General features: G+C 58.6%; 19 protein-coding genes. 9 read left to right on the forward strand and 10 right to left on the reverse strand.

Annotated features, from left to right (window positions below):
• Positions 1 to 93 precede the first annotated feature (93 nt).
• The 3 genes from AR456_RS11045 to AR456_RS11055 all read left to right on the forward strand — a co-directional run bounded on the left by AR456_RS11045 (position 94) and on the right by AR456_RS11055 (position 3,941).
• A complete protein-coding gene (locus tag AR456_RS11045; RefSeq protein ID WP_031206965.1) occupies positions 94 to 1,167 on the forward strand; it encodes an NAD(P)-dependent alcohol dehydrogenase in 1,074 nt (357 codons plus the stop codon).
• 261 nt (positions 1,168 to 1,428) lie between these two features.
• Entirely contained in the window at positions 1,429 to 1,911 is a 483-nt protein-coding gene (gene rraA, locus AR456_RS11050) for a ribonuclease E activity regulator RraA (protein WP_021817330.1), read from the forward strand.
• Positions 1,912 to 2,063: 152 nt separating this feature from the next.
• Positions 2,064 to 3,941 (forward strand): glycerophosphodiester phosphodiesterase family protein, encoded by a 1,878-nt coding sequence (locus AR456_RS11055; protein ID WP_021817329.1) that lies wholly within the window; start codon positions 2,064 to 2,066, stop codon positions 3,939 to 3,941.
• Between the two features lie 137 nt (positions 3,942 to 4,078).
• Here AR456_RS11055 and ggt read toward each other — a convergent pair whose 3' ends face one another.
• The 5 genes from ggt to ppsA form a co-directional block, all read right to left on the reverse strand.
• Positions 4,079 to 5,920, reverse strand: coding sequence for a gamma-glutamyltransferase (gene ggt, locus AR456_RS11060; RefSeq protein WP_021817328.1), 1,842 nt, complete (start codon positions 5,918 to 5,920; stop codon positions 4,079 to 4,081).
• 185 nt (positions 5,921 to 6,105) lie between these two features.
• Positions 6,106 to 6,594 carry a hypothetical protein gene (locus AR456_RS11065; protein ID WP_021817327.1) on the reverse strand — a complete coding sequence of 163 codons (489 nt, stop codon included), beginning with the start codon at positions 6,592 to 6,594 and terminating at the stop codon, positions 6,106 to 6,108.
• Between the two features lie 132 nt (positions 6,595 to 6,726).
• Positions 6,727 to 7,326, reverse strand: coding sequence for an anti-virulence regulator CigR family protein (locus AR456_RS11070; RefSeq protein ID WP_155829125.1), 600 nt, complete (start codon positions 7,324 to 7,326; stop codon positions 6,727 to 6,729).
• Positions 7,327 to 7,422: 96 nt separating this feature from the next.
• Positions 7,423 to 7,782, reverse strand: a complete 360-nt coding sequence (locus AR456_RS11075; RefSeq protein ID WP_021817325.1) for a hypothetical protein — start codon at positions 7,780 to 7,782, stop codon at positions 7,423 to 7,425.
• Positions 7,783 to 7,991: 209 nt separating this feature from the next.
• Positions 7,992 to 10,373 (reverse strand): phosphoenolpyruvate synthase, encoded by a 2,382-nt coding sequence (gene ppsA / locus AR456_RS11080; protein ID WP_021817324.1) that lies wholly within the window; start codon positions 10,371 to 10,373, stop codon positions 7,992 to 7,994.
• 369 nt (positions 10,374 to 10,742) lie between these two features.
• On the opposite strand from ppsA, the gene ppsR reads away from it, so the two are divergent.
• From ppsR to AR456_RS11110, 5 genes are all read left to right on the forward strand, one after another.
• Positions 10,743 to 11,576, forward strand: coding sequence for a posphoenolpyruvate synthetase regulatory kinase/phosphorylase PpsR (ppsR, locus tag AR456_RS11090; RefSeq protein WP_021817322.1), 834 nt, complete (start codon positions 10,743 to 10,745; stop codon positions 11,574 to 11,576).
• A 526-nt stretch (positions 11,577 to 12,102) separates the two neighbouring features.
• On the forward strand, positions 12,103 to 13,383 hold the full coding sequence (locus tag AR456_RS11095) for an imelysin family protein (RefSeq protein WP_021817321.1): 1,281 nt from the start codon (positions 12,103 to 12,105) through the stop codon (positions 13,381 to 13,383).
• Between the two features lie 151 nt (positions 13,384 to 13,534).
• Complete coding sequence (locus AR456_RS11100; protein ID WP_021817320.1) at positions 13,535 to 14,962, forward strand: di-heme oxidoreductase family protein; 1,428 nt, start codon at positions 13,535 to 13,537, stop codon at positions 14,960 to 14,962.
• The gene (locus tag AR456_RS11105; protein ID WP_021817319.1) at positions 14,959 to 16,005 is read left to right on the forward strand and encodes an imelysin family protein; all 1,047 of its coding nucleotides are present in this window, start codon (positions 14,959 to 14,961) and stop codon (positions 16,003 to 16,005) included. The genes AR456_RS11100 and AR456_RS11105 overlap by 4 nt, the downstream gene beginning before the upstream one ends.
• Positions 16,006 to 16,008: 3 nt before the next feature.
• Positions 16,009 to 17,148: a DUF1513 domain-containing protein gene (locus AR456_RS11110; protein WP_035587773.1), complete on the forward strand. Its 1,140-nt coding sequence runs from the start codon at positions 16,009 to 16,011 to the stop codon at positions 17,146 to 17,148.
• Positions 17,149 to 17,176: 28 nt separating this feature from the next.
• Here the strand turns inward: AR456_RS11110 and AR456_RS11115 are convergent, their stop codons facing one another.
• The 5 genes from AR456_RS11115 to AR456_RS11135 form a co-directional block, all read right to left on the reverse strand.
• Positions 17,177 to 18,412: a CaiB/BaiF CoA transferase family protein gene (locus AR456_RS11115; protein WP_021817317.1), complete on the reverse strand. Its 1,236-nt coding sequence runs from the start codon at positions 18,410 to 18,412 to the stop codon at positions 17,177 to 17,179.
• Between the two features lie 3 nt (positions 18,413 to 18,415).
• Positions 18,416 to 19,597, reverse strand: a complete 1,182-nt coding sequence (locus AR456_RS11120; protein WP_021817316.1) for an acyl-CoA dehydrogenase — start codon at positions 19,595 to 19,597, stop codon at positions 18,416 to 18,418.
• Between the two features lie 209 nt (positions 19,598 to 19,806).
• Complete coding sequence (gene mmsB / locus AR456_RS11125) at positions 19,807 to 20,709, reverse strand: 3-hydroxyisobutyrate dehydrogenase (protein ID WP_021817315.1); 903 nt, start codon at positions 20,707 to 20,709, stop codon at positions 19,807 to 19,809.
• A 108-nt stretch (positions 20,710 to 20,817) separates the two neighbouring features.
• Entirely contained in the window at positions 20,818 to 21,945 is a 1,128-nt protein-coding gene (locus AR456_RS11130) for an enoyl-CoA hydratase/isomerase family protein (protein ID WP_021817314.1), read from the reverse strand.
• Between the two features lie 79 nt (positions 21,946 to 22,024).
• The gene (locus tag AR456_RS11135) at positions 22,025 to 23,191 is read right to left on the reverse strand and encodes an acyl-CoA dehydrogenase family protein (RefSeq protein WP_021817313.1); all 1,167 of its coding nucleotides are present in this window, start codon (positions 23,189 to 23,191) and stop codon (positions 22,025 to 22,027) included.
• A gap of 269 nt (positions 23,192 to 23,460) precedes the next feature.
• Here AR456_RS11135 and AR456_RS11140 point away from each other — a divergent pair, with 269 nt between their 5' ends.
• Complete coding sequence (locus tag AR456_RS11140; protein ID WP_021817312.1) at positions 23,461 to 23,895, forward strand: MerR family transcriptional regulator; 435 nt, start codon at positions 23,461 to 23,463, stop codon at positions 23,893 to 23,895.
• Positions 23,896 to 24,019 lie beyond the last annotated feature (124 nt).

Below are 24,019 nucleotides of genomic sequence, written 5' to 3' on the forward strand. Positions count from 1 at the left end.
TGCATTCATTGCGCAGGATAGGGCATGGCCGAAACGGAAGCCATCAACCAGAATGGCAAACCGTTTTCCTCTCATCCACCGGGAGTCACGTTCATGACCCAAGCAACAGGCACAACCACCAGAGGTTACGCAGCACATTCCTCGTCCACGCCACTGGAGCCCTGGAATTTTGAGCGTCGCGCGCCGCGCCCCGATGATGTCTCGATCGAGATCCTCTACTGTGGCGTCTGCCACAGCGATCTGCATTTCGCTCGCGATGACTGGGGCATGGCTTCCTATCCCGTAGTGCCTGGCCACGAGATCGTCGGTCGTGTCACCGCCGTGGGGAACGAGGTCTCCCAGCACAAGGTTGGCGACCTGGTTGGCGTTGGCTGCATGGTCGATTCCTGCCGCCACTGCCAGGCGTGCAACGATGGGCTGGAGCAATTCTGCCAGGAAGGCTTCACCATGACCTATGGCAGCCCCGACAAACACGACGGAGCGCTGACCCAGGGCGGATATTCCGACAAGGTAGCGGTCAGTGAGCGCTTCGTGGTGCGAATGCCGGATGGCATCGATCTCAAGTCAGCCGCTCCTCTGCTTTGCGCAGGTATCACTACCTACTCGCCGCTCAAACACTACGGCGTCAAGCCGGGCCACAAGGTCGGTGTTATCGGCATGGGCGGACTTGGCCACATCGGGGTCAAGTTGGCCAGAGCTCTGGGCGCCGAAGTCACCCTCTTCACCCGTTCCGAATCCAAGGTCGCAGAGGCCAGACGTCAAGGTGCCGACCATGTTGTGGTGTCCACAGACGCGGCCCAGATGGCCGCTGTTGCCGAGACATTCGACTTCATGCTCGATACCGTGCCGGTAAAGCACGATATCAACCCCTACCTGCAGGCACTGAAATATGACGGAACACATATTCTGGTCGGCCTGCTCGAGCCCATCGATCCTGCCATAGAAGGCTTCAACCTGGTCTTCAAACGCCGTGTACTGGCCGGTTCCCTGATCGGAGGTATGCCCGAGACCCAGGAGGTGCTCGACTTCTGCGCCGAGCATGGCATCACCTGTGATGTTGAGGTGATCAATATCGACCAGATCAACGAAGCCTGGCAGCGCATGGAAAAGGGTGACGTCAAGTATCGCTTCGTCATCGATATGGCATCACTCAAGAACGCAGACTGACAAGCTCTGCGCACAAACCAGGGGCGATTCGAGCGTTGTTGAACGGCGCTTGAACGCCTCTCTGCAACGGGCGGGCTCACCAGCAGGGCGAGCCCGCCCGTTTCTCCATTGACCATGCAAGTACCCGGCGACAACTGCCAGCCACCTCACGATGCATGCGGGCTAAAGAACCGCTCATCGATCAACATGGCTTTACCCAAACCGCTGAGCACCAGATACTGAACGTCCAGTATCTGTTTTCATCCGTTTCTGGAGATCACCATGTTCACTGTCGCTACTCCCGATATCTGTGATACCTACCCTGAAGTTCAGGTCGTCGAGCCGATATTCATCAATTTTGGCGGCATCGAGGCATTCCATGGCCCAGTGCGTACCATCAAGTGTTTTGAAGACAACTCACTGGTCAAGCAGGCTGTAACAGAACCCGGTGAAGGCGCCGTGCTGGTCGTTGACGCCGGCGGCTCCACCCGCTGCGCAATGCTCGGCGATATGCTCGCGGAACAAGCTGCGGGGCACGGCTGGGCAGGTGTGGTGATGTATGGCTGTGTCAGGGATGTCGACGTCCTCGCCGAAACTGATCTGGGCATCCAGGCGCTCGGTGCACATCCACGTCGGAGCGAGAAACGTGGTGAAGGTACACGCGACATCCCGGTCACCTTTGCTGGTGTCACCATCTCTCCGGGACATTGGCTATATGCCGACAACAACGGCATCCTGATCGCCAATCAGGAATTGAAGTTGTAAGTCACCAGGCCGTAAGCAACGAATCTCGAGCTGCTGGGGTTACTTACAGCTTATAACTTACCGCTTACAGCACGAGCTTCTCGGAGCTCGTGCCTTTACCGCCCCCTTCATCGATGCCAATCTAGAATCATGTGCACAACATCGCTACTGCCATGATGCCACTGGTTCGGGATGTGCTCGCCAGTCTGCGTGACCATCTTCGGCCGCTGCTGGCAGGCCATCTTCTCTTTACGCTGCTTGCTTCGGGCCTGTTGATTCCCGCCATGGCCTGGGCACTGGCCGGCTGGCTATCACGCGTCGGCCAGCCATTGATTACCTCTGCCGATGCGCTGGACCTGTTGCTGAGCCCCTGGGGACTGCTGTGGGTCTATGGCACCTTCGTGCTGATTCTCAGTCTGCTGTACCTGCAGCAGGCCTGCATGATGCAGATAACCCTGTCGCCTCGTAGCCACCATGCCCAGCAGGCCTTTGTCTCGCTATGGCTGGCAGTACATCGGCTGCCCTGGCTGGTGGTGCTGTCCATGATTCAGGTCGCCTGCCACCTGTTGATGCTGACGCTCATGATCTATCTGGTGACACAGCTTCATCACGCCCTGCTCGGCGAACTCGACCCTTACTATGTCCGAAGAGTCCGGCCACCGGCATTCTGGTACTTTATCGCCTATAGCCTCCCCCTCGTCGGCACCTGGCTAATCATCGCAGGGCGTCTGCTGGTCCGCTGGTGGCTTGCGTTGCCCTGTGTAGTACTGGAGCGAGTCACTCCCGTTGTCGCACTCAAGCGTAGTATGGAACTGACTCGCCAGGATATTCCGCGACTGGCAACCGCGGTTTTCACCACTCTGGTAGTGATTCTACTGCTGCCGTCCCTGACCTCCATGGCATTGAGTAGCCTGTTGGGACCACTGCTGACTCACTTGCCGGAAAATAACGCACTGGTGATTGCCGTGATGCTGCTGATCGTCAGTGTTGTCACCCTGGTAACGCTGGCTGTTGCCTTTGCTGTCATCGCGCTCAACGCGCTACTTGCTACCTGCCTGTACCTGCGACGAGCGCATCGCCGCCCTCGCCCTTCAGCACCACCTTCTGACGCTCACCCCGGACGGCTTGCCTGGGCAGTAGAAGTCGGGGTGGTGATCTTTGCCCTATCCCAGGCAATCCTGTTCATCGATCGACAGGATCTGCGTGACAACATCCAGGTCATCGCACACCGCGGCAGCTCCTGGGCCGCTCCCGAGAACAGCATCTCAGCGATACGTCAGGCACTGGACGATGGCGCGGACCTCGTCGAGATCGACGTGCGCCTGTCCGCGGACGGCGTGGTGGTCCTCAGTCATGATGCCAGTCTCAACCGACTGATCGGGGATGAACGACGTATTGCCGACCTCGACTGGACAACCATGGCAGCGCTCGATGTCGGTACCGGCTTCAGCCACGCCTATGCTGGAGAGCCGATCGCCAGCCTGCAGCAGGCACTCGAGACTGCGCGTGGACGAGCCAGCCTGGTGATCGAATTGAAACCGGAGAGAGGCGATGAAAAGCGACTGCTCGACGCCGTGATGAGCGAGCTGTATCGCGAACGCGACTGGCGTGTTGCCTGTCGCGCCACTGCCGAGGATGCCCTGCAGCGCGAGCAATGTGGTAACCCGCGTATCTTCGAGGATTCCTGGCTGGCCACCCTGTCCTATCGACAACTGGTCGAGATCGACCGATCCGCGCCCGAAGCAAGATCGATTCTGCTTGCCGAATGGTCGCTACCCAGCGCACTGCCTCGCGACCGCTTCGATGCTCTGGGGCTACGTCACAGCCAGATCGACCACAACGAGGTCGAACGCGCTCACCAGGCTGATTACCAACTGTTTGCATGGACAGTCAATCAACCCGGACAGATGGCTCGCCTGCTGGACATGGGGGTTGATGGCATCATCACCGACCGCCCGGACCGTCTGGCAGCCTTGCTCGATGAGCGTCGGCAGCTAGGTGATGGTGCATTACTGCTGCTCAAGCTCCGCCATTGGCTGGCAGATGGCTAAGCACTCGAGATGCTGAAGCGATTGAGGTTCAAGGCTATTGATGCCCAAAGCTGGTGATACACGAGGTACCAGAAACAATGCCGCCCCTGGGCGTTACCCAGCAGCGGCATCGACAGTATCCAACACTGGCTCTCGCCTCAGTCGCCCATCACCACACCTTCACGACGCGGATCGGCACCACCGAAGAATCCATCTTCCGTCACCCGCAATGCCTGAAGACCACTGGTCAACTCACGGGTTTCCACATCATGGCCCAACCCTTCCAGATCACGAACCGTCGCCTCGGGGAATCGCCCTTCTTCCAGATAGACGGTATCTCCTAACGTGATTGCATGAGGCAGGTTCAGGGCCTCCTGAGCATTCAGGTCGCGATTCAACATCGCATCCATGGTCTGGGCCGTATAGTGAATGATCGCCGCACCACCGGGGGAACCTAGACTTGCCACCAGATCACCACTTTCGCCATCGAAGACCAGCGTCGGGCTCATGCTCGAACGCGGCCGCTTGCCCGGCTGAACCCGGTTGGCAATTGGCGTGCCGTCCTCATCGGTGGGAGCAAAGGAAAAATCGGTCAACTCGTTGTTCAGCAGATAGCCGCCCGCCAGATCGGTTCCACCGTTGGCCATGATGCGTGAACCGAAGCCTTGCTCGATAGTCGTGGTCATGGCAATCGCCTGCCCATCAGCATCGATGATGCTGATATGACTGGTACCGTGCTCTGGCTGCTCGGGCTGACTCGCCCAACTGGTCATCAGCGGGCCGGGATTCCCCGGCTCTGCTGCGCCGCTGCCCATGCTGGTATCACCGATCAATTCAGCTCTGCTGGAGAGGTAGTCTGGTGCCAGCATGGTATTCCAGTCGCCGCCTGGGGGTTCGACGAAACCCGGATCACCGATGTACCGTCCCCGGTCAGCAAAGGCCAATCGTGAGGCTTCAAGGAAGGGGTGCAACCACTCCACCGTCGGCACACCGTCATGGATGGCCGTCTCGATGTCAGGTCGAGCTGCCATCATGCCGAGAATCTGCATCACGGTCAGATGTCCTGAGGAAGGCGGCGGGAAGCCACAGACCTCATACTCCAGCCAGTCGTTGCACAGTGGCTCACGGTCTTCCGCGGTATAACCGGCAAGATCCTCCAGGCTCAGCTTACCGGGCATCTCAGGGTGCTGCTGCACTCGTGAGACCAGTTCCTCGGCGATGGACCCGGTATGCAACGCCGAACTCCCCTTGTCACTGATGCGCGTCAGAATCTCGGCCAGAGCAGGGTTCTTCAATACGGCGCCTTCCGCCAACGGCTGCCCGTCGGAATCGAAATAGAACTCCGCGGCAATCGAGTCTTCGGCCAATGAAGGGGTCGAGGCGATGCTCTGATGAAGGCGCGGGCTCACCGCAAAGCCCTCTTCAGCGAGGCTGATGGCTGGCTGAAATAGATCCTTCCAGGGCAGCTTGCCGTGCGCCTCATGCGCCAATTCAAGCATACGGACAGTGCCGGGGACGCCTACCGAGCGCCCACTCTCGACAGCCTTCATGAAATCCAGAGGCTCGCCATCCGCGTCGAGGAACAGCTTCTCGTCAACGGCACTCGGCGCTTTCTCGCGCCCGTCATAGGCATGGACCTGCTCGCCATCATACAACATCAGGAATGCGCCACCGCCAATGCCACTGGACTGTGGCTCAACCAGCGTCAATACCATTTGCACAGCGATCGCAGCGTCAATCGCGGAACCGCCCGCCTTGAGAACCTGATAACCGGCATCGGTAGCCAACGGGTTGGCTGCCGCCACCGCGAACGTCGACGTCGACCACCCTGGCTTCTCCGCAAAACCGGAGCTGCCTTCCGGGGAAATTGCCGGCCGGGTGTACTGGAAGTCGGCTGCCAGGGCACTGGAGATTCCCAGCGCCAGACAACCGATCAGGATGGAGCCCTGCTTGATGGCGCGGGGCAATGGCTGATATCGACAGGGGGATGCAGGATTCATCACCACTCCTTGTGTGACATTCTCGGGTCTTTCGCAGCCCAGAAGTCACCCGGGATTCTGGAAACTCAAGGTCATCCCTGCCTTGAACTGCGATACCCAATCTATTGTTATCGACGCCTCGCAACACCTGAGGCGCCACCGGTCATCACAGCATAGAACACCCAGCAGACGTGAGAACAGCGAGATTACTGACGTGACTCGAAGCGTGCGATACGCCAGGTGGCCAACAACGCGACGACAGCCAGCAACAGTATTCCCAAGGCAGCCCAGCCCAGTACCCACACGGCCTGGTGATAGCTATCCGGCACCGCCTTGTGGCTCGACTGCATACCAACTTCTGCCAACCGCGCACCGCCGTATAGAAACAGGATGAGCAGCCCCAACGGCAGAGCCGCTCGACAGGATGCCAACAGATGAGTGAGCCCGCCTGGTGGTGCAGGCTCCGAAGGCTCCTTGCGTCGAGTCGAACGGGACGCTGGCGTCGCCGTCTGCTTCCTGCGAGCTGCGGACTGACGTGGCTTGGGGGTCGGAGTCTTGCGCGATGGCGCTTTTCGCGACGAGGATTGAGGTGGGCTCAGGCGCGTCAAACACCAGCGCCCCAGCGCCCAGCTCGCCCATCCCAGGCAGACAACAACGGACAGCAGTACACTGCCCATGACCAGCATGTAGGCCATCAATGCTCCCCAACGGTGTAATTGACGACATGGTGCCAATTCCCAGCGCTGTTGGGGAGCCCTGATTGTGCTGACAACCACCCTGAGCCGTTGACAATCATCGGCTCAGCAAACTGATCGAAGACCTACCGTTCAGTAGAAGACATCCTCGACGACCTCTTCAATGATGTTGTTGGTTGCGTTGACCAGAATGGCCGTCGTTCCCGCGACCCACCATTCGTAGCCATCATGACGTGGCAGGACATCGTAGAAACGGCTATCGACCCGCTTGGCGATTCCCGGGGGCAATGGCTTGCCACGCGCGAGATTCTGACGAATTCCCGGCGGCAACGCCTCTCTCGGCCCATCTACCCAGTCACGATGGTCATGAAAGATATCGCGAATATCATCATGAGCCAGATTGATATTGATATCGCGATCATGATCATGATGGTCTCGATCATGGTCACGATAATCGTCGCGGTCATGGTCCCGGTAATCATTGCCCTGGTAATTATCGCCCTGGTGACGATTGCCACCACCATGTGCCTGACCCGGTGCCTGATTCTGAACATGGTCAGGCCCCTTGCCCTGTCCATTGCCGTGACCGCTGTTGCCATGCCCCTGGGCGTTGCCGTTACCATTTCCGGCAACCACCGAAGCACTGAACATTGCCAGGGTCAGCGCCAGCAATGCGGGCTTCCATGCCCGTACACGACGACCAGTCGAATTTCGTCTGTTATTCGCAAACATTCGATTACCTCCCTGCTTCAATCCGTTCATGCATTGCCTCCGGACGAACCTTGTCTACCTATTGGGCGCTATCCAGATACAGGATGCTATTCATGATCAGCGAAGCAGTTCGCGAACTACCTCATTGACCAGCTGATCGGTACTGATGCCTCGACCATCATCGTAGCGCTGCCAGTCACGTTGTGCATCCTGGTAGCGACGGTCATAGCGATACCGCTCACGGTCACGCCGCGCTTGCTGGTAGTCCCGCTGAGCCTCGCGGTACTCCTCCCGTGCTTCCAGGTAGTCCTCACGCGCGTCCTCATAATCATCGTCGCGATCATGGTGATGGTGACGATGTTTGCGATCATCCCAGTCATCGTCAGCAAAAGCAGCGCCGGATACCACAGCCAGTGATGCCGCCATCAGGGCAGCCAGTACAACGCTTCGCGGAGTCTTGAGATTCAGTTCTTTCATGACAGGATCCTCCTGCAATTTCCTGCCCTCAGTTTACCGATTTACTGCTCCTCGCAAGCCCTGGTGCACCATCCTCCCTGGCATTTGCACGACTGTCTTCACCTGGCGACAACACATAACCAATGGATCACATGCAGAGTAAATCACTATAAACACCAACGCCGCGGTATGGCCGCGGCGTTGGTGAAACATCAGTGGCAAAGGCAAGTTCAGGCCAGGGTCTCACCCGCCAGCATAAACCAGGTTTCAAGCACCGCGTCCGGGTTGAGCGACACCGAATCGATGCCCTGCTCCATCAGCCACTTGGCCAGTTCAGGGTGATCCGAAGGTCCTTGACCACAGATGCCGATGTACTTGCCTCTGGCACGACAAGCCTGAATGGCCATGGCCAACAGCTTCTTGACCGCAGGGTTACGCTCATCGAACAGGTGCGCAACGATTCCCGAGTCGCGATCCAGGCCCAGAGTCAACTGAGTCAGATCGTTGGAACCAATCGAGAAACCATCGAAATACTCGAGGAACTCATCGGCCAGCAGTGCGTTGGCCGGTAGTTCACACATCATGATGACCTTGAGCCCCTGCGGATCGGCAGGATCGCGCTTGAGTCCGTTGGCGGCCAGCAGATCAACAACCTCACTGGCTTCTTCCAGAGTACGTACGAACGGCACCATCAGTTCGACGTTATCCAGCCCCATCTCATCACGTACGCGCTTCAACGCTCGGCACTCGAGCTCGAAGCAGGGACGGAAGCTTTCCGAGATATAACGCGAGGCGCCACGGAAGCCGAGCATCGGGTTCTCTTCCCCCGGCTCGTAAAGCTTGCCGCCGATCAGGTTCTCGTACTCGTTGGACTTGAAGTCTGACATACGCACGATGACACGCTGCGGATAGAATGCCGCTGCCAGCGTCGAGATACCCTCAACCAGCTTGTCGACGTAGAAGCTGACTGGATCGGTATAGCCCGCGGTGCGTACATCGATGGTCTGTTGCAGTTCGGTGGGCAGTGTTTCGTAGTCCAACAGTGCCTTGGGGTGAACACCAATCATGCGATTGATGATGAACTCGAGGCGAGCCAGACCAACACCGGCATTGGGCAATGAGGCGAAACTGAAGGCGCGATCCGGGTTACCCACGTTCATCATGATCTTGAACGGAATGTCCGGCATGGCGTCCACGCTGGTGACATTACGGTCGAACTCCAGCAGGCCATCATAGACGTGACCGGTATCGCCCTCGGCGCAGGACACGGTAACATCGCGGCCCTCCTCCAGAGCGGCGGTGGCATCGCCACAGCCGACAACCGCCGGGATACCGAGCTCACGAGCGATGATCGCCGCGTGACAGGTCCGACCACCGCGATTGGTGACGATCGCCGAGGCACGCTTCATGATCGGTTCCCAGTCGGGATCGGTCATATCGGTGACCAGTACGTCTCCAGCCTGAACCTTGTCCATCTGGTCCGGCGACATGACCACCTTGACGGTACCACGCCCGATACGCTGGCCGATCGCACGGCCGGTGACCAGAGTACGTCCCTTCTCCTTGAGCTGGAAGCGCTCCAGCGAACCACCTTCCTGCTGGGAAACCACTGTCTCGGGACGTGCCTGCACGATGTACAACTGATTGTCATCGCCATCCAGCGCCCACTCGATGTCCATCGGACGATCGTAATGCTGCTCGATGATCACCGCCTGACGCGCCAGCGCCATGATCTGATCATCGTTGATACTGAAACGCATGCGATCCGCGAGAGGCACATCGACGGTGGCCACAGAGCGGCCCGCACTGGCGTCATCGGTATAGACCATCTTGATCAGCTTGGAGCCAAGATTACGGCGCAGCACTGCCGGACGACCAGCCGCCAGCGTTGTCTTGTGAACGTAGAACTCGTCAGGGTTGACCGCTCCTTGCACCACCGTCTCGCCAAGACCCCAGGACGACGTCACGAATACCGCATCACGGAAACCTGACTCGGTATCCAGGGTAAACATCACACCACTGGCTCCGGTCTCGGAGCGCACCATTTTCTGGACGCCAGCGGACAGCGCAACATTCTCGTGGGCGTAGCCGCGGTGTACGCGATAGGAGATCGCGCGGTCGTTGAACAGGGACGCGAAGACTTCATGTACCGCGCGTTTGATGTTGTCGTAGCCTTCGATGTTAAGGAAGGTCTCTTGCTGACCAGCGAAGGAAGCATCCGGCAGATCCTCGGCCGTTGCCGAGCTGCGTACCGCTACCTTGAGGTTCGGATGCTGGCTGACCATGTGCTCATAAGCCTCACCCAGCGCAGCCTCGAAAGCTGGCGGCAGTGGCGTGTCGATCACCCACTGTCGAATCTTCGCACCAGCTTCAGCAAGAGCGGCAACATCATCGACATCCAGACGCGCCAGCTCCGTGTTGATGCGCTCATTCAATCCTTGATGGGAGAGAAATTCACGGTAGGCATCTGCCGTGGTAGCGAATCCGCCAGGCACGGTAACACCAGCGCCCGCCAGGTTGGAGATCATTTCGCCCAGCGAGGCATTCTTGCCCCCAACACGCTCAACATCGTTCATGCCAAGCTTATCGAACCACACAATGTACTTTTCCACGTAATCCCCCTGGAGGCCGACGCCTCACCAATGTTGTTGCGCCGAAAACGGATAGCTGCGCCGAGAACGGATAGTTGCGCCGAGAATGGATTGTTGCGTCGTCAAGAATGGATGCTGGCGACTCTATCAGCGAGAGACCATGTTCGCCATTAGTCTAACAGCGAAGTCACTGGAGGATTTTTACAACAGCCATCGATTTATGACCTTTTATGTAGTCATGCTGTTCGTGCTACGCGGCACTATGCCGAATCAAACCCGCGTGATTGCTATGCTCGAACCTCTACAGCACTGTCTGGCACTGACTTACAAGAGCTTGTCGATATGCTGGCAGCCAGACACAATGCAGGGATTCATCACCAGGGCCCAGACATGATTCGTACCGCCTTTTTCATCTCCGACGGCACAGGTATCACGGCGGAAAGCCTCGGCCGGAGTCTGCTCGCACAGTTCGAGAATGTAGAAATCCGCAAGCTGACCAAGCCCTATATCGATACCATCGAGAAGGCTCGTTCGCTGGTCAGTATCATCGAGGCGACGGCAATCCGTGACGGCGTTCAACCCATCATCATCGATACCATCGTCGACGAACGCATTCGTGACGTGATACGTGCGGCACCGGGCTTCAAGGTCGATATCTTCTCGACCTTTCTCGAGCCGTTGGAGCGCGAGCTGGATACCCACTCCTCCTACAGTGTCGGACGCACTCATGCCATTGCCAGCGATGATGCCTATATGGACCGTATCCATTCGGTACACTTCGCTCTCGACAACGATGATGGCGCACGCACTCATCAGTACGACAAGGCAGATGTCATTCTGGTCGGCGTATCCCGCTGCGGAAAGACGCCAACATCGCTGTACCTGGCGCTGCAGTTTGGTGTGCGCGCCGCCAACTACCCATTGACGGAAGATGACCAGGACGAGAACGGCTCACTGAAACTGCCCGCCGTACTGGCCCGACAGCGTCATAAACTTTTCGGCCTGACCATCGACCCACGTCGGTTGTCTGCCATTCGCCACGAACGTCGCCCCAACAGCCGCTACAGCTCCATCGATCAGTGCATGCAGGAAGTCGCACAGGCCGAAGCGATGTACCGCAAACTGCATATTCCCTTTATTGATACCACCCGCTTCTCGGTCGAAGAGATCTCCACTCGCATGATCGCCGAGACCGGTATCAATCGCCGTTTCTCACCACGCTAGGAACGCTGTCGGTTTCAAGTACCGGGAGTCAGGCACAGGGTTTCCATTGCCTGACTCCGCCAACGGTCCTGCCCGATCCCTCTTCCGTCTTTCGTCTTTCTTCTACTCTCTGCCCCTTCCATCTGTCCTTTATTCTTTATTTGCAATGAGACTCAATCTCGTTACTATTACTTACAGATGCCATTGAAGCTGAATTCACCGGATAGTTGCCGTTGATCACTGGCGCGATGGGTTACATGGCCGAGAGCCACGCAGGGCTCTCGCCAGAAATACGCAGAGGTCTGGCGCTGATCCACGTCAGAGGGTGTTTACAGAACCGGCGAGCGAAAGCAAGACAAGGCGAAATTGAGCAAAAAGCGCAGTTTACACAGCGTAAATGAGCATTTTGAGACTGATTGACTCGCTTCGCTCAACACCGTATTGCCAAGTGCAGTTTTGCCAAGTGCAGTATTGCCAAGTACAGGCACTTTGTAGCTACCCTCTCAGCGTCTTCACAACAACACCACAAACAAGCGAGGGCTCCACCATGTCCCACCGACCTTCTCGTCACCCGCTGGCGCTTGCCATTGCGGTCGGCGCTCTGGCCATTCCCTTCTCCGCGATGGCCGAGGATGTCACCTCCGAGCAGGTCGTGACTCACTATGCAGACCTCGCCCACACCGTTTATACCGATGCGCTGAAAACCGCCAGTACGCTTGGTTCGTCAATCGACGCCCTACTCGCGTCACCCACCCCGGAAACCCTGGCCTCAGCGCGCAAGGCATGGCGTGATGCTCGAGTCGCCTACCAGCAAAGCGAAGTCTTCCGTTTTGGCAACCCCGTCGTCGATGACTGGGAAGGCCAGCTCAATGCCTGGCCGCTGGATGAAGGTCTGATCGACTACGTCGAGACCGACAACTACCAGCATGAACTAGGCAATGCCGGCGCCACCGCCAACATCATCGGCTCATCATCGATCACCATAGGTGGCGAAGAAGTCGATGTCAGCGAGATCACGCCGGAACTGCTCGCCAGCCTCAACGAGATCGGCGGTTCGGAGGCCAACGTTGCCACTGGCTATCACGCCATCGAATTCCTGCTCTGGGGGCAGGACCTACATGGCTATGAGCCTGGCGCTGGCGAGCGCGCGGCAACCGACTTCATGACAGGTGAAGCCTGCACCAACGATCACTGCGACCGCCGTCGTGCCTACCTCGCCGCGGCCAGTGAACTGCTGATCAACGACCTTGACTGGATGGTCAATCAGTGGGCTCCGATTGCCGAAGAGAACTATCGCTCCGAACTGCTGGCCTTACCTGCCGAGGAAGGCCTGCGACGGATGCTGTTCGGCATGGGCTCGCTATCGCTGGGCGAGCTGGCCGGCGAACGTATGAAAGTCGCGCTGGAAGCCAATTCCTGGGAAGACGAGCATGATTGCTTCAGCGACAACACGCATAACTCTCACTTCTATAATGGACAAGGCATTCAGAACGTCTACACCGGCCACTACCAGCGTAGCGATGGCAGCAACTTCGACGGTCCGTCGCTGGAAGCCCTGCTCAGCCAACAGGATGCCGATCTCGCCGCAAGACTCGACGGTGAACTTGAGGCGTCCATGGCTGCGCTGGGTGACCTGAAAGCCAGGGCCGAAGACGACGAATCACCAATGACTTTCGACATGATGATCGCGCCGGACAATGCAGAAGGTGCACAGCTGGTCGACAACGCCATCCTCGCACTGGTGACTCAGACCGGTTCCATCGAAAAGGCCGCAGCAGAATTGGGCGTCAACTCTCTGCAGTCGGATGATGCAGGCCACACCTTCTGAATCGGGCCCAGCCTTGCCTTCTGAATCGGGCCCAGCCTTGCGGAACAGAGAGAGCCAGGACAGTCAGTCTCTGCCCGATAACCGATGCTTGATCGAGCCGCACGTCTTTCCGACGTGCGGCGCTTGTCTCGTATGGAGTCACTGAATTCACATGCCCGGCGCTTCCACCACGGATTCCACTAGATACCTGGCCACCAGCCTCGCCACGATACTGGCGGTCTCTCCACTTGTTGCAGCGAATGCTCAGACCAGCGACTTCCAGACGACGCCCATGACCGGCGGCGATGGCTCGGTCTTGCAATTCGATCACAATGCCTATTCGCTACCGTTGCGCAACCTGCCGATGAGCGATCGCCTCGACTTCAGTGTCGGCAACAGCTTCTTCCGCAATCCCTGGGTGGTAGCCCCCGCCAGCACCGATGCGCGTGATGGCCTGGGACCGCTGTTCAATACCAATAGTTGCCAGGGATGCCACCTCAAGGATGGGCGCGGCAATCCTCCAGCCGGGGATGAAAGATCGATTTCCCTGTTCCTGCGTCTGTCACTGCCCGCCGGTGAAAAGGACGCTGCAATCATCGAACACACCGGCACTGTTCCGGTTCCCGACTATGGTCGGCAGTTGCAGACCGCCGCCATTCCTGGCGCCAGCCCGGAAGCCGACATGCAGCTCAGCTACCACCCTCGAGAAGTCGAACTCAATGATGGTACCTTCGTCGAGCTACGTGTTCCTGAGTATCGCATCGACAACCCCGCCTATGGGGAGTTGCCCGACGACTTGCTGACATCTCCCAGAGTCGCTCCGCCGATGATCGGTCTGGGCCTGCTCGAAGTTGTAACCGAGGATCAGATCCTGGCCTGGGCCGACCCGAACGACGAGGATGGTGACGGCATTTCCGGGCGCGCCAACCGGGTCTGGGATCTCCGCAGCGAAAGTACCGTCCTCGGCCGCTTCGGCTGGAAGGCCGGAGAGCCAACTATTGAACAACAGAGTCTGCATGCCTTCGCTGGCGACATGGGCCTGACGTCAACATTGGTGCCGAAGACAGATTGCATGCCAGACCAGGCTTGCGGTGAGTTTACCAACGGCGGTAGCCCAGAAGTCAGCGACAAGATCGCCGCTTTCATCACCTTCTATGCTGGAAGCCTTGCTGTACCTCAACGTCGTTCAATGGACGAACCTGAGGTACAGCAAGGGGCCCGTACCTTCAGCGATATCGGTTGTGCCGCCTGCCATCGACCGCGCATGACGACTGCCGAGTCCAGCGAACGCCCCGAGCTCGCCGCTCAGACCATCTGGCCCTATAGCGACCTGTTACTGCATGACATGGGCGAGCCACTCGCCGACCACCGCCCGGAGTTTCAGGCGACAGGGACGGAGTGGCGGACGCCCCCACTATGGGGCATAGGTCTGGCACAACAGATCAATCCACTGGCCGGATTCCTGCATGATGGCCGCGCTCGTAGTCTGGAAGAAGCAATTCTCTGGCACGCTGGAGAAGCCGAAGCCGCAACCACTCACTATCGAGAACTGCCTGAGGCGCAACGCACTGCCTTGATTCGTTTTCTGGAGTCACTATGAAGCTGATTCGCTGTCGCGCCATGACACCATTGACCCTTGGCATTCTGTTGACTGTTGCCGCATCGACCCAGGCCGAATCGAAAGATGACGATCAGGAAGTGCGTCAACGCTGGCACTCCGATATCGCGCAGCGCTATATAGAGTTGGCCGACCGTAGCTCAAGCCTCCAGCAAGCCAGCGTGGACTACTGTACATCGCCCGATGAGCAAAGCCGCACCCGGCTCGACCACCGCTGGTTGGACGCCTATCAAGCCTGGCAGGCAGTACGACTGGTCGATTTTGGCCCGATCGAGATCGATAGCCGCGCATGGCAATTGCAGTTCTGGCCCGACCGCAAGAATCTGGTTGGCAGCCGTATGGCCACCCACTTGCGTCAAACGTCACCGCTTGTTACCCAGAACGATATCGACGCTGCTGGAGTCGCAGAGCAGGGGTTCCCGGCACTGGAATACCTGCTCTACGACGAGGCAATGAGTGACATCGACCTGTCGGCCGCACAGCCCTGCTCGTTGCTGCAGGCCATCAGTGGCCATATTGCTGACACCAGCAGCGTGCTTGCCGAGGACTGGGAGTCCTTCGGCGAACACTATCTCGCCACCGATAGCTACACCGCTGCCACGCTACATGGCGCCATGCAACTGCTCGATACCATGGAAGACAAGCGTCTCGGCGCACCCCTCGGCATGATGGGATCCTCAGCCAATCACTATCTCGCCGAAGCCTGGCGCAGCGACGCTTCCGTGGCGCTGATCAGCGGCAGCCTGCAAGGTCTTCAGCAGGGATTCGCGCCCGGACTGCGCCAATGGCTTGAATCCCGGCAACAATCGGCACTGGCGGATGCTTTCGAGGCACAGCTTGCTGACACTATCGACGAGGCACAAAGTCAGAGTAGCGGCATCGCCAGCGGCCTCGAGGATGACGTATCACGTGCCAGGCTGGCGACGCTCTATCTCGAAGTCGCCCAACTGCGTGAACTGCTCAATCAACAGATCGCTGCCAGCCTCGGTGTGGTCCGCGGCTTCAACTCCAGCGATGGCGATTGAACGATGCGCACACTTCGAACAGCCAGCACGGATCGACAACGACGCATGTTGCTCAAGCTCGGCCTCGGCAGTCTTGCAACAAGTAGCCTGGCGCTGCCGCTGCGCGCCATGGCCGGGCTCGACGCAACAAGCGCCCCCGACCTGCGGCAATGGTTCTTCAGTGCCGTCGACAACGGCGATGGTCAGCACTTCCTCGCCGGAGTGCGCCACGATGCCAGTGATCACTTCCTGTTGCCGGTCGCGGAGCGCTGCCATGGCGGCTGCCTGCGTCCAGGCCACCCACAGACGGTACTGTTTGCGCGCCGCCCTGGCACACAAATGCATGTCATTGACCCGCGTCAGCGCCAGCCACTGCATGTGATCGAGGCCGGAGAGGGTTATCACTATTACGGACACGGTGTCTTCGAACCCAGCGGCCGCTGGCTATACGTCACCGCCAACCGCATCGACGATGCCATGGGACTGATTCGCGTCCATGACGCCGAGGCGGATTATGCGTGGCACCAGGATTTTGAACTGGCAGGCATCGGACCTCACGAGATTGCGTTGATGCCCGACGGCAAGACCCTCACCGTAGCCCTTGGCGGGATCAGGACTCATCCCGATATGGGGCGTATCAAACTCAATCTGGACGATATGGACCCGGCACTGCTGCTGGTTGATCGTCACAGCGGCGAAGTTGTCGAACGCCACCGCCCTTCTCATCACCAGCTCAGCTGTCGGCACCTGGATATTGGCCCCGAGGGCGAGATCATCGCCGGCTATCAGTTCCAGGGGCCGGCATGGGAAACGCAGCATCCGCTGATCGCGCGCCGCTCTACCAATGGCGAGTTCGATGAGGTCAGTCTGCCGGAGACTGTGCAGACCTCACTGGCATCCTACACTGCCAGCATTGCCGTCAGTCACAAGGCACCAACAGCATTGATCACCGCACCCCGAGGTGGACGCATCGTGTTGATCCAACGCAATAGCGGAGAGTTGTTGGCCAGCCCTGAGCTGGAAGATGCTGCCGGTGCGCGTTGTGATGGACGAGGAGGCTATCTGGTCACCAGCGGCAATGGCCAAGTGTGTCAGCTCGATACCAACGGAGAACTGACCACGCTAGCTGACTTACCACTGCGCTGGGATAACCATTTGACCTGATCAGCGTCTGCATCGAGTGCAGACGCGCTCAACGAATAACGCCTTCATCGCGCAGGCGTGCGATATCCTCGGCAGAAAGCCCCATCTCGGTGAGGATGCGTTCGCTGTGCTCGCCCAGCCGTGGCGGTGGCTCTTCGCCGGTGGCGCTGACGCCATCAAAACGCAGCGGGTTGGCCACCTGTGGAACACCTTTCAACATGCGTGTCATCTCACGGTACTGTACCTGAGGATCCGCCAGCACTTCCGGCAGCGTATGAATCGGCCCTGCGGGAATTCCCAATGCCTCGAATTCGGCCAACCACTCATCGCGGCCACGCTTGAGCAATGCCATCTGCACCAGCGGTACCAGTTCGTCGCGCTGGGCAACACGCCCCTCATTGCTCGCCCAGGGGCCCTGGCACCACTCGGCATGTCCAAGCAGCCCCGCCAACCGAGCAAACTGAGCATCGTTGCCCACCGTCAACACCAGATGACCATCGGCACAGGCAAAGGCCTGATAGGGAACGATATTGGGATGTGCGTTGCCATGGCGCTGCGGCGCTTCGCCACTGACCAGCGCATTGAGCGCCTGATTGGCCAGCGTCGCGACCTGCACATCCAGCAGCGCCAGGTCGATATGGCTGCCCTCGCCCGTCTCTCGACGACGATGCAACGCTGACAGCACACCAATGGTGGCATACAGCCCAGTCATCACATCGGTGATCGCGACACCGGTCTTCATCGGCATGCCATCAGCTTCACCGGTCAGGCTCATCAAGCCACCCATGGCCTGAATCATGAAGTCATAGCCGGCACGATGCGCATACGGACCGTTCTGTCCGAAGCCGGTGATGGAACACACGATCAATCCCGGATTGCGCTGTCGCAAGCTATCGGCATCGAGACCATAACGCTCCAGACCACCGACCTTGAAATTCTCGAGCACGATATCCGCGCCCCGTGCGAGCACATGGATCAGTTGCTGGCCGGACTCAGTGGTGATATCAACCGCCAGCGATTGCTTGCCGCGGTTGGCGCACAGGTAGTAGGCCGCCTGGCGCTCGACATCACCCTGATATTCACTATCCCAGTGCCAGGGCGGCCCCCAGCTACGCGTATCGTCGCCGCGTTGGGGATGCTCGATCTTGATCACCCGCGCGCCGAGATCAGCGAGCAGTTGACCACTCCAGGGGCCAGCCAGCACCCGTGACATATCCAGCACGGTGACACCAGCCAGCGGACCCGGTGCTCGCCTATCGATGGAGTCGCTAGAGAATGCCTGCATGACTCAGCCCGTGAACGCCTGAATACCGGTCTGGGCGCGACCGAGAATCAACGCATGCACATCATGGGTGCCTTCATAGGTATTGACCGCCTCGAGATTCATCACATGACGAATCACGTGATACTCGTCGGAGATACCGTTGCCGCCATGCATGTCACGAGCGACCCGTGCGATGTCCAACGCCTTGCCGCAGTTGTTGCGCTTGATCAGCGAGATGACTTCCGGCACCAGTTGGCCAGCGTCGATCATGCGCCCTGTGCGCAGCGAAGCCTGTAATCCCAGCGCTATTTCCGTCTGCATGTCGGCCAGCTTCTTCTGGATCAACTGATTGGCAGCCAGCGGGCGACCAAACTGCTTGCGCTCCAGGGTGTACTCGCGCGCGGCGTGCCAACACGCCTCGGCAGCTCCCATGGCACCCCAGCTGATGCCATAGCGCGCACGGTTGAGGCAGGAAAATGGGCCCTTGAGTCCCTGCACCGACGGCAAACGCTGATCGTCGGAGATCTCGACATCCTGCATGGCGATCTGGCCAGTGATCGACGCCCGCAGACTGAATTTGCCCTCGATCTTCGGTGCCGATAGGCCTTCCATGCCCTTTTCGAGAATGAAGCCACGGATCACGCCTTCGTCATCCCGTGCCCAGACCACGAACACATCGGCAATCGGCGAATTGGTGATCCAGGTCTTGGTGCCATTCAGACGCCAGCCAGACTCAGTGCGCTGGGCACGGGTCGCCATACCACCGGGATCAGAGCCATGGTCCGGCTCCGTCAAACCAAAGCACCCCACCCATTCGCCGCTGGCCAGCTTCGGCAGATAGCGCTCGCGTTGCGCCTCGCTACCGAAGGCATGAATTGGATACATCACCAGGCTCGACTGCACGCTCATGGCACTGCGATAACCGGAATCGACTCTCTCTACCTCGCGAGCGATCAAACCGTAGCTGACGTAGTTCATACCCGCACAACCATAGCCATCAATGGTTGCGCCCAGCAGCCCCAGATCACCCATTTCACTGAGAATCTCGCGGTCGAAGCGCTCGTGGCGATTGGCCTCGAGCACTCTGGGCATCAGCTTCTCCTGACAATAGTCATGAGCAGTCTGCAGGACCATGCGTTCTTCTTCGTCGAGCTGGTCGATCAGGCGGAAAGGGTCATCCCAGCTCATCGGGGTAATCTGGCTCATGGCGATACTCTCACTGGCAATTCACAGGATGGATCACGGCTACGACATGCTTGCAGAGCACTTCACCAGCAGCGAAGTCATCAGCACCTCATCAGCACCGGGCTGGAACAAGGCAACAACGTCGCGCCCGCAATAATGTCGACATTTTTTACAAATGTAGACCTTTAACCATTACTTGCCAACCCCTCCTCGACGAAAAGGTACTGAACTCAGCTCTCCATACCGGCTCGGTAGAGCCATTGGATACTGGAGAAATCCAGTTTGCCGTTACCCTGGGCACTGTGTTGCACAAACAGATTGCGCGCCTGAGACCCCATCGGCACAGCAGCACCGGAGCCCAGCGCCAGCTCCCAGGCCAGCCCCAGATCCTTGGCCATGAGATCCGTCAGGAAGCCGCCCTGATAATCGCGAGATGCGGCCGAGCCATCCATCACACCAGGCCAGGGGTTATAGACGTTCAATGCCCAGTTGCCACCACTGCTCTGCTTCATGATCTCCGACAGCACTGTCGGGTCCATGCCATTACGCACACCGAGCGCCAGCGCTTCAGCCGTCCCGCTCATCAGAATGCCCAACAACATGTTGTTGCAGATCTTGGCGACCTGTCCGCTACCGACTGGGCCTGCATGGAAGATATTCTTGCCCATGACGTCCAACACCGGCTGAGCCGTCACGAAGTCCTCCGCCGCGCCGCCAACGATAAAGGTCAAGGTTCCGGCATGAGCTCCGGCGATACCGCCTGACACCGGTGCATCGAGATAACGCAGCCCATGCTCTGCGGCGGCGCCACCGACCACACGCGCATCGTCCGGGGAGATCGTCGATGCATCGATGATCAATGGCTTCGAGTTCAAACGGGAGAACAGCCCGGGATTGTCGTCCGTGCCGAGGTACAGGCTACGGACATGACGCCCTGCCGGAAGCATCGACACCACAACATCAGCATCCCGAGCAACCTCCAGTGCACTGCTGCCGGGCGTGGCGCCCTCGGCTTCCAGCGCCTTCAACGCCTCTGCGACCAGATCGAAGACATGCACCTCGAAACCAGCCTTGACCAGATTGGTGGCCATCGGTGCTCCCATGTTGCCGAGGCCAATGAATGCAATTTTCATGATAAAACTCCTGAAACACTTGTCTGCGAAAACACCAGGGAGCCGAGCCGGATCAGGCGTGCTGCATCACGACTCGATACCACATCTCTCATTGCCCGCCATCAGCTGTTACAGGTCATCCAACGGTCCTGCTTGCGTTCCCCATGGCACACCGAACATGGCGGCAAGATCAGCTTCAGAGACACTTGCCACTTCCGCGTGCCGCCAGCGTGGTGACTTGTCCTTGTCGATCAACAAGGCTCGCACTCCTTCGGCAAAATCACCCAGCACACAGCATTGGACCGATACCACCAATTCCTCGCGGAAGGCATCCGCCAACGAGGTGTGCCGATGGCGCGCCAACATCTGCCAGGCAAGGTGTGCGCTCAACGGACAGCCGGCTTCGAGCCGTGCACGGTTGGCCGCCAGCCAGGAATTGTCGGTGTCGTCAGCCAGTATCGCGGTTACCGCAGCGCTGACGGTGGCCTGCTGAGCCAGTGACTGCAGATGGTCGCGCCATTCATCAACCTGACCCGCCGGCGCACGGGACCGATCCTCAAACTCAGCAAGAGCGGCAACCACTGCGGCTTCAGCGTCGTCGACGGTACCGGGCACAATATCGCTCTGAGTCAGACGTTCGAGCAGTGCCTGGCGATTAGCTCGTGGCACAAAGCGATCGGCAAGACCGAGGTCCAGCACATCTCGTGCGTTCAGGTTGGCACCCGTCAAACCAAGATATGCGCCGATCCCCGACGGCAGACGATTGAGAAACCAACTAGCCCCGATGTCCGGATATAACCCGATAGTGATCTCAGGCATGGCAATACGGGAGGTCTCCGTCACCACACGATGACGCGAGCCCGCCATCAACCCCAGGCCACCACCCATGACAATGCCATCAGCCCACACTACTACCGGCTTGGGAAAGGTGTGCAGTCGATAGTCAAGACGGTACTCCATACTGAAATACTCGCGTGCGAAGTCACCCGGTTGGCCAGCTCCCTGCTGTTCGTCCTTGAGTGCCCGCACCAACGCCACCACATCACCACCGGCACAGAAGGCCTTGTCACCGTCACCATCAAGCCAGACAAGGTGGACGCTGGGATCTTCAGCCCACTGCTGAAGCTGAGTATCCAACTGCCGCGCCATCTCCAGCGACAGCGAATTCAATGTGCGTGGCGAATTGAGCGTTGCCACTGCAATGCAGCCACCATCCTGAGTGGTGAGTCTGTCAAACCTGACCAACTCGTCGGTCATCGTGGTCTCCCTTGAAGTGTATGAAATTACGCTCTGAGCGTATGGAACCATGGTATAGGCGCAGCTGTAGGTACTGGCGTTACTGCAACGATTCGATGACCCCATCGTCAAGCAGCCGGCGTGCGACGATCACACGCATGATCTCGTTGGTGCCCTCGAGAATCTGATGAACCCGAGTATCACGCACCAGACGCTCCAACGGATATTCTCGGATGTAGCCATACCCCCCATGCAACTGCAGCGCTTCGTTGCACACATTGAAGCCAACGTCAGTCGCAAAGCGTTTGGCCATCGCACACCAGGCGCTGGCTTCCGGATCGGCCTGATCGAGCTTCCACGCCGCCTGACGGACCATCAAACGTGCAGCACTGAGCTCAGTGGCCATATCAGCCAACTTGAACTGCAACGCCTGAAAGGAGGCCAGTTCGCGACCGAATTGCTTACGCTCGCGCATGTAGGCGCCCGCCAGTTGCAGGGCATGCTGCGCAGCCCCCAGAGAACAGCTGGCGATGTTCAAGCGTCCGCCATCGAGGCCCTTCATGGCGAAACGAAACCCTTCGCCTTCCTCGCCCAGCCGATTCTCTGCCGGTATGCGAACGGCATCAAAACTGATCAGTCGTGTCGGCTGGCTCTTCCAGCCCATCTTGTCCTCGTTCTTTCCGTAACTGATGCCCTCGGCATCCGCCGGTACCACGAACGACGAAATCCCCGCTGCACCACTGTCAGGTTCGCCGGTACGGGCCATGACTACCAGCACCTCGGTGGAGCCCGCACCGGAGATGAACATCTTGGAACCATCGATCACATAGTCATCGCCTTCACGCACTGCACGCGTACGCAGGTTGGCCGCATCGGAACCGGCCCCGGGCTCAGTCAGACAGTAAGAGCCCAGCAGCTCGCCGTTGACCATGGCATCTACATAGCGGTCACGTACCCCGTCTGTCGCCCAGTTGGCAATCATCCAGGTAACCATGTTGTGGATGGTGAGATAGGCCGTCGTCGCGATACAGCCCTGAGACAGCTGCTCGAAGATCAACGATGCATCGAGCCTCGAAAGCCCCAGACCGCCGCGCTCTTCCGGTGTGTAGATGGCCAGAAAACCGGCCTCACCGGCACGCCGGATGACATCCACAGGGAAGTGCGACTCGGCGTCCCATTCAGCGGCATGATCCTTCAGCTCGACGCGAGCAAAATCCGCCGCAGCAGTCACCAGCGCCTGCTGGTCTTCAGTCAAGGCAAAATCCATACGTAACCGATCCTTTCATGAACGATATTGGGGTGGAGCCATGCTTGTCACGCGCCCCATTGCCGACCAACCTAGCACTTGCTTGGTTTGTGCTATATCAACCCATGGTCGTACGAACCACACTTTACGTTAACGTAAACTTGATCCAGTATCTGTATAAGACCTGAAGGCACCGAAGCGACGATTTCTTCAGTGTAGCGTCACGCCACATGCACCGCTCTGCTCGGGCAGAGACCTTATGCCGTGGTCCAATAAGACAGGACATCACCATGACCGACGCCCCACCCAGCGATGAAAGTAACTCAGCACAACGCCTGCAACGTAGCTGGTCCATCGGGGAGCTGGCACGCATGTTCGAAGTCACTCCGCGCACCATCCGCTTCTACGAGCAGGAAGGACTACTGTCCCCACATAGGCAGGGCCAGAAACGCATCTATCGCGAGAAGGACCGCGTCCGGCTCAAGCTCACCCTACGCGGCAAGCGCCTGGGGTTTTCTCTGGCCGAGATTCGCGAAGTCGTGATGATGTACGACGCCATGCCGGATGGTAACGCGCGACAGTTGCAACGGTTGATCGAGATCATCGCGGAAAAGCGCGCTGAACTGGAGCGTCAGGTAGAGGACATTCGCCTTATGCGATTGGAAATGGACGATGTCGAACGACGAGCCCAGGAGGTGCTGAGCCAGCTTCACGAACAGGCCTGAAACGGTAGCTATCACTTCGTTACATAGCGACCCCGGCCCAACAACAGCAGCTCATGTCTTTAATACCGGTCTTGAATACCGGCCTTGAATGCCGATCGTGAACACCGCTGAATGGCTTGGCCGG

The organism is Halomonas huangheensis, from assembly GCF_001431725.1.
GTDB lineage: Bacteria > Pseudomonadota > Gammaproteobacteria > Pseudomonadales > Halomonadaceae > Halomonas > Halomonas huangheensis.